Consider the following 338-nt stretch of genomic DNA (forward strand, 5'->3'; position numbering starts at 1 on the left):
CGGCCAGGCTGAAGGTGTTCTGGCCGACGGTGGTGCTGGCGTCGGTCCAGGTCTTGCCGTTGTCGAGGGAGACCTGCACGGTCTCGCCACTGGCCAGATTGGCCGCCAGCGTGCCGGAGAGATCCTGCGCCGCCGTCGCGGTGATGAAGTCGCTGCTGGAAGAACCGGTATCGGCCGAGAACTGGAGGGTGCTGATGGTATTGGTCGGTGCGGTGCTGTCCAGCACATAAGCCTGCGAGTAGACCGTGCCGGCATTGCCGGCAGTATCCACCACCCGGATCTTCAGGGTATCGCTGCCGCTCAGTGTCTGGCCGGCCAGGCTGAAGGTGTTCTGGCCG

Annotated in this window: 1 protein-coding gene; it reads right to left on the bottom strand. The window is 65.1% G+C overall.

Features of this window, described 5'->3' with window-relative positions:
* The coding region (locus ACZ9W6_RS17640) for a hypothetical protein (RefSeq protein ID WP_465192492.1) at positions 1–338 on the bottom strand (338 nt) is incomplete at both ends.

It is taken from the genome of Vogesella lacus (assembly GCF_979366295.1).